Source organism: Kitasatospora sp. NPDC059571 (assembly GCF_042735675.1).
GTDB lineage: Bacteria > Actinomycetota > Actinomycetes > Streptomycetales > Streptomycetaceae > Kitasatospora.
In genome coordinates, this window is sequence record NZ_JBHWBW010000155.1 from 1 (window position 1) to 6,325 (window position 6,325).

7 protein-coding genes are annotated in these 6,325 nt (G+C 76.6%); 5 read left to right on the top strand and 2 right to left on the bottom strand.

The annotated features are described in order from the left end of the window. From ACFV0G_RS18870 to ACFV0G_RS18880, 3 genes are all read left to right on the top strand, one after another. On the top strand, positions 1-590 hold a 590-nt coding region (locus ACFV0G_RS18870), incomplete at its 5' end, for a ketopantoate reductase C-terminal domain-containing protein (protein WP_380548576.1). 45 nt (positions 591-635) lie between these two features. Further along, entirely contained in the window at positions 636-1,079 is a 444-nt protein-coding gene (locus tag ACFV0G_RS18875; RefSeq protein ID WP_380548579.1) for an RrF2 family transcriptional regulator, read from the top strand. 70 nt (positions 1,080-1,149) lie between these two features. Next, complete coding sequence (locus ACFV0G_RS18880) at positions 1,150-2,340, top strand: globin domain-containing protein (RefSeq protein WP_380548583.1); 1,191 nt, start codon at positions 1,150-1,152, stop codon at positions 2,338-2,340. A gap of 39 nt (positions 2,341-2,379) precedes the next feature. On the opposite strand, the gene ACFV0G_RS18885 is transcribed toward ACFV0G_RS18880, so the two are convergent. Then, positions 2,380-2,904 carry a MarR family winged helix-turn-helix transcriptional regulator gene (locus tag ACFV0G_RS18885; RefSeq protein ID WP_380548586.1) on the bottom strand — a complete coding sequence of 175 codons (525 nt, stop codon included), beginning with the start codon at positions 2,902-2,904 and terminating at the stop codon, positions 2,380-2,382. Between the two features lie 104 nt (positions 2,905-3,008). After that, positions 3,009-4,745, bottom strand: a complete 1,737-nt coding sequence (locus ACFV0G_RS18890) for an FUSC family protein (RefSeq protein ID WP_380548589.1) — start codon at positions 4,743-4,745, stop codon at positions 3,009-3,011. A 379-nt stretch (positions 4,746-5,124) separates the two neighbouring features. On the opposite strand from ACFV0G_RS18890, the gene ACFV0G_RS18895 reads away from it, so the two are divergent. After that, positions 5,125-5,565 carry an ArsI/CadI family heavy metal resistance metalloenzyme gene (locus ACFV0G_RS18895; RefSeq protein WP_380548592.1) on the top strand — a complete coding sequence of 147 codons (441 nt, stop codon included), beginning with the start codon at positions 5,125-5,127 and terminating at the stop codon, positions 5,563-5,565. 76 nt (positions 5,566-5,641) lie between these two features. After that, a partial coding sequence (locus ACFV0G_RS18900) for a LysE family translocator (protein ID WP_380548595.1) occupies positions 5,642-6,325 on the top strand: 684 nt, incomplete at its 3' end.

Sequence of the window (6,325 nt, forward strand, 5' to 3'; positions counted from 1 at the left end):
CCGGCGGGGCGATGAGGGTCGCGGCCTCGCCGGCCTCGGCCGCGCGGGCGGCCGCCGCGGCCGAGGCCGGCCTGCCGGTCGAGCAGCGCCCCGACATGCGCGAGGTGCAGCACGGCAAACTGCTGATGAACCTCAACAACGCGGTCAACGCGCTCTCCGGGCTACCGCTGCGCGACCAGCTCGGACAGCGCGACTACCGCCGCTGCCTGGCCCTGTGCCAGCGCGAGGCGCTGGCGGCGATGCACGCCGACGGCGTCCGCCCGGCCCGGCTCGGGGCGCTGCCGACCGCACTGATGCCCCGTCTGCTGGCCCTGCCGGACGGCGTGTTCCGGCGGCTGGCCGCCGCCACCCTGAAGGTGGACGCCGAGGCCCGCTCGTCCACCTGGGAGGACCTCCAGCGGGGCCGCCGGACGGAGATCGACAGCCTGCAGGGCGAGGTGGTCGCCATCGCGGCCCGGCACGGGCTGGCCGCGCCGGCGAACGCCCGGCTGATCGAGCTGGTCCGGGCCGCCGAGGAGGCCGGCCCCGCGGCGCGCCGATGGAGCGGCCCGGAGCTGCTCGCCGAGCTGACCGCGGGCGGCCGGAAGTAGCCCCCAAAGACGAGTCCAGGATTCGCATTAGGTAGAGTCTCACCCGTGAGGCTGACCAAGAGCACCGACATCGCGCTGCGCATCGCCATGCGGCTGGCCGTGCTGGACGAGGCGTCCAACCCGACCACCCGCGAGGTCGCGGCCGCGATGGACGTGCCCTACACCCACGCGGCCAAGGTGGTCAGCCGGCTGCAGCGCCTCGGCGTGGTGGAGGCGCGGCGGGGCCGCACGGGCGGACTGGCACTGACCCTGGCCGGCCGCACGGGCTCACTCGGCGCACTGGTGCGCGAGCTGGAGGGGGTCGGCGACGTGGTGGGATGCGAGGACGATCCGCCCTGCCCGCTGCGCGCGGCCTGCCGGCTGCGCGGGGCGCTGCGCGCCGCACAGGAGGCGTTCTTCGCGACGCTCGACCCGCTCTGCGTCGACGACCTGGTCACCGCCCCCACCGGCCCGGTGCTGCTCGGGCTGTCCGTCCGCCCGCCGGACTGAGCCGCCCCCGACGACGGCTCGTTCCGCATCGCCAAAAATACGAAGATCAAATACCAATTAGGAGCCATCGATGCTGTCCCCCCAGTCCCTCCCGGTCGTCGAGGCAACCCTCCCGGTCGTCGGCGGCGCCGTCGGCGAGATCACCGAGCGCTTCTACGACCGGCTCTTCGCGGCCCACCCCGAGCTGCTGCGCGACCTGTTCAACCGCGGCAACCAGGCGAACGGCAGCCAGCGGCAGGCCCTGGCCGGCTCGATCGCCGCGTTCGCCACCGCGCTGGTCGCCCACCCCGCGGTGCGGCCGGACGCGATGCTGGCGCGGATCGCGCACAAGCACGCCTCGCTCGGCATCGCCCCGGAGCAGTACGAGGTCGTCCACGAGCACCTGTTCGCGGCGATCGTCGAGGTGCTGGGCGAGGCCGTGACGGCGGAGGTCGCCGCCGCCTGGGACGAGGTCTACTGGCTGATGGCGAACGCCCTGATCGCCCTGGAGCGCGACCTGTACGCGCAGGCCGGCAGCGCCGCCGGCGCGCCGCGCCGCCCGTACACCGTGGTCGCCCGGCTGCTGGAGACGGACGATGTCGCCACCTTCCTGGTCCGCCCCGCGGACGGCGGCCCGGTGCCCGCCACCCGGCCCGGCCAGTACGTCTCCGTCCAGGTCGAACTGCCGGACGGCGCCCGGCAGATCCGCCAGTACAGCCTGTCCGGCCGGCCGGACGGCGCGCTCCAGTTCTCCGTCAAGCGGGTCGCGGGCGCGCCCGACGGTGAGGTCTCCAACCACCTGCACGCGCACGTCGGCGCGGGCGACACCCTGCTGCTCAGCCCGCCGTTCGGCGACGTCGTGCTGGCCGACGGCGACGGTCCGGTGCTGCTGGCCTCGGCCGGCATCGGCTGCACCCCGATGATCGGCATGCTGTCGCACCTGGCCGCCACCGGCAGCACCCGGCGGGTGATCGCCGTGCACGGCGACCGCGACGAGCTCGCGCACGCCTTCCGCGCCGACCTTCAGCAGCTCACCGCGAAGCTCGCCGACGCGCAGGCGCACGTCTTCTACGAGCAGCCCAACGGCCCCTGGCCGACCGGGCGGACCGGTCTGGTGGACCTGTCCGCGGTGGAGGTCCCGGCCGGGACCACCGCCTACCTCTGCGGACCGCTGCCCTTCCTGCGCTCGGTGCGCGGGCAGCTGATCGCGGCCGGCGTGCGGCCCGCGGACATCCACTACGAGGTGTTCGGCCCCGACCTGTGGCTGGGCGCCGAGGGCTGATCCCGGCCCGGCGGCCGGAATCGGGGCCGGCCCGGCGGTTCAGCCGCCGAGCCGGCCCTCCAGCTGCCCGAGGAGCTCGGCGAGCCGGGCGGCGAGCTCGTCGTGGCGGTCACCGGCGATCCCGGCCAGCACGCCCCGCTCGAAGGCCAGTTGGTCGGGCAGGATCCGGTCGACCAGCGCCCGGCCGGCCTCGGTGAGCCCGACGTGGGCGACCCGGCGGTCCCGGGTGTCGGCCCGGCGCTCGATCAGCCCGCGCTCCTGGAGCTGCCGCAGCCGCTTGGTCACCGCCGCCCCGGACGAGAAGGTCTCCCGGGCCAGTTCGCCCGGCGTCAGCTCGTGGCCCGTCCGGCGCAGCGCCCCGAGCAGGTCGAACTCGGCCCGGGTGAGGCCGGCCCGGCGCAGCGGGGCGTCCTCGGCCTGCTGGAGCAGGGCGGCGCAGCGGTTGATCCGGCCGATGACCTCCATCGGCCCGGTGTCGAGGCCGGGGTGGATGCCGCGCCACTGGGCGACGACCGCCGCGACCGTGTCCCCGTCCGCCGCCCGCGTCTGCCGTCCGCCGTCCACCGTCCGCCTCTCCCCGCCATTGCCCGAACGCGCCGTGGCGCCGCCGCTGCCCGTCCCTGTCCCGGTGCGGCCCGCCGTGGCGGGGCCGCCCGCTGGCGCCGTCCTCACCCGAGGGCGGGCTGCGGGCCGGGCGATGCCTGGCGCCGTACCGTCGCTGCGAGCGTACGGTGTCCGGCGAGTTCTTCGGCGGCGATCTCGGCCGGCGGGACCGTCCGGGTGCGCCATTCGCCGGCGGCGGTGTCGGCGGCGGCGCGCAGATCGACCAGGGCGCCGGTGAGCCGGCGGCGGGCGCCGGCGAGGGCGGCGGGGTCCGGGGCCGGGTGGGCGAGCAGGCCTTCGGTGCGGGCTCGGGCGTCGGCGGCGTGCGCCAGGGTGGCGCTCACCCGGTGGCCGGCCCGGCGGTTGGTGACGAGCAGCGCGGCGAGCAGGCCGAGGGCGGCGCCGGCCAGGGTGTCGAGGACGCGGTCGGCGACCAGCTCGCCGGCGGGCTCGACCCGGCCGAACTCCGTGATGAGCAGCGCCATCGGGGTGACGCAGACGCTGCCGAGCCAGTAGTTGCGGCCGATCAGCGCCTCCGCCCCGAAGTTGCCGGCCAGGCAGCAGAGGACGAGCGGCACGGCGCCGAGGCGGGCGACCGGGACGACGGCGGCGAACACCAGCACGCCGAGCAGGTTGCCCACCACGCGCTGCAGGGCGCGGTGCCAGGTGAGGGTGCCGTTGACCTGGTAGATCGAGGCGGCGGTGACCAGGGCCCAGGCGGGCCGGCCGATGCCGAGCGCGGCGGCGGTCCAGCCGGCCAGTGCGCAGCCGAGGAAGGTGCGGGCCACGATCGGCAGCAGCGGTGAGCCGGGGCCCAGCAGCCGCGCCGGGGACGGCCGGCCGGCGGCCGCAGTGGCGTGGGCGGCGGCCAGGTGGTCGTCGGCCGTTCGGAGGGCGGCCGTTCCGGGCCCGGGGAGCGGGACGGGGCCGCCCGCTCGGAGGGCCCGGGCGCGGGCCCTGAGCCGGTCGGGACGGCCGGCGCCCTCCGCATCGGCGGCGGGGGTGCCGGCGAGGGCGGTCTCGGCGATGCCGAGCAGGACGGCGAGTGCGCGCGGGTCGGCGGCCCGACTGCGCGGCGTACGGCTTCGCGGAGAACGGCTGTGCGGGGAACGGCTGTGCGGGGAACGGCTGCCCGCCGCGGCGAGGGTCTGCCAGGCGGCGTGGACGGCGGAGGCGGCCGCGGCGCGCAGCCGGTCGCGGTGCGGGCCGCCGGGCTCGGCCGCGTAGCGGGCGGCGGCGTCCAGGGCGCGGGCGACGGCGTGGCGTTCCGGCCCGTCGGAGCGGACCAGTGCGGGTGCGAGGCAGACCAGCCAGGCGAGGACGCCGGCGGCCGCGGCGAGCCCGAGCCGCCCGGGGATCCGGTCGGCCGGCAGCGGCGCGAAGAGTGCGGCCGAGGAGACGAAGGCGAGGATCACGTGGCCGGGCGGTCCGATCCGGCCGGCGTCGCAGAGCGCCTTCTGGACGGCGGCGAGCGCGGCGCCGACGGCGACCAGGACGACGACCGATCCGGTGAGCGCGGCGGCGGCCATCGCCAGGCCGTAGCCGGCGAGCATGCCGAGCACCAGCCGGGCGACCGTGCGGGCACGGGCCGCGTACGGCAGGTTGTGGCCGTACAGGGCGCAGAGCGAGCCGGCGGTGGTGGCGGTGGCGAGGTCCAGGCGGCCCGCCGCGAGCAGGGCGGCGTCGGGTACGGCCGCGGCTACGACGACGCTCAGCGCGGGCTTGTACCAGATGTCGGAGGGCCGGCCGAGCCTGAGCGGGGCGGCCAGCGGGAGCCTGGGGGCGGGGACGGCGATGCTCACCCGAACAATGTTAGCAAGTGTTTTACCAGTAAACGAAATGCCGGGCCCGGCGGGGAGCCCTGCCCGGGGCGTCCGGCCGGATGAGCGGGTGACCGTATCCGACGCGGCTCGCCGACTCCCGACCGTCCGACCTTCCGGCACTGGGCCGAGGAGCCGGCATCCACCGGCGGGGACGGCACACCCGCGGTGACGGTCCGCCTGTCGGCCGGGAGGCATCGAACGGGCCGGTCCGGTCGCAGACACACACCGCCGCCCCGCCCGGCCCGAGCGCGACCGGCTCCGATTTAGACATCCATCTATGTTGACGGCCACCCAAACCAGGAGCAGGCTTTCTGTATCGACAGCCATCGATGCATCATCCCGGATCGGGGAGCCCGCCATGTCCCGTGTCCAGCTCGCCCTGCGCGTCGCCGACCTCGAAGGGTCCGTCGCCTTCTACTCCCGGCTGTTCGGCACCGAGCCGGCCAAGCGCCGCCCCGGCTACGCCAACTTCGCCATCGCCGAGCCCCCGCTCAAGCTCGTCCTGATCGAGGGCGAGCCGGGCGAGGACACCCGCCTCGACCACCTCGGCGTGGAGGTCGCCTCCACCGAGCAGGTCGGCGCCGCCACCGCCCGGCTCAAGGACGCCGGACTCGCCACCGTCGAGGAGAACGACACCTCCTGCTGCTACGCGCTCCAGGACAAGGTCTGGGTGCACGGCCCCGGCCGGGAGCCGTGGGAGGTCTACACCGTCAAGGCCGACGCCGACACCCTCGGCAGGGCCGCCGACGCACCGGCCGCCTGCTGCAGCACCACCGCCGACTGCGCCTGCGGGGCGTGACCGCCCGTCGGGGCCGACGCCGGCAGGGCACTCCCGGCGGCGGTACGGCGCGGGGCCGGCGATAGGGTCGGCGGGCATGGACACCGCCACCGCTCTCTGGTCGTTCGGGCTGCTGGTCGGCCTGCTCACGCTCACCCCCGGGCTGGACACCGCGCTGATCCTGCGGACCGCCGTCCTCGGCCGGCGCCGACGCGCCTGGGGCGTGGTGCTCGGCATCCAGACCGGCACCCTGGTCTGGGGGGTGCTCGCCTCGGCCGGCGCCACCGCCGTCCTCACCGCCTCGCACCTCGCCTATGAGACACTGCGCTGGGCCGGCGCCGGCTACCTGCTGTGGATGGGGGCCCGGATGCTGCGCGACTCGTTCCGCACCGGCGACGCCGCCCCGGCCGAGGCGGCGCAGGACGGCCCCGATCCCGCGGCGGACGGCGGCGGGCTGGTGGCCGGCTGGCGGCGCGGCGCGCTGACCAACCTGCTCAATCCCAAGGTCGGCGTCTTCTACATCGCGCTGCTGCCGCAGTTCATCCCGCCCGGCGCCCCGCATCTGGCCTTCGGCGTGCTGCTGACCTGCGAGCACCTGCTGCTCGGCGTCGCCTGGTCGGCGGTGCTGATCGGCTTCGCCCGCGTCCTGCGCCACTGGCTGGCCGGCCCGACGGCGCGCCGGGTCCTCGACCGGATCACCGGCGGCGTGATCGCCGCGTGGGGCGGGCGGGGCGGCCCCCGCGGCGGACGTAGCCCCCCCCCCGCCCCCCCCCCCCGCGCC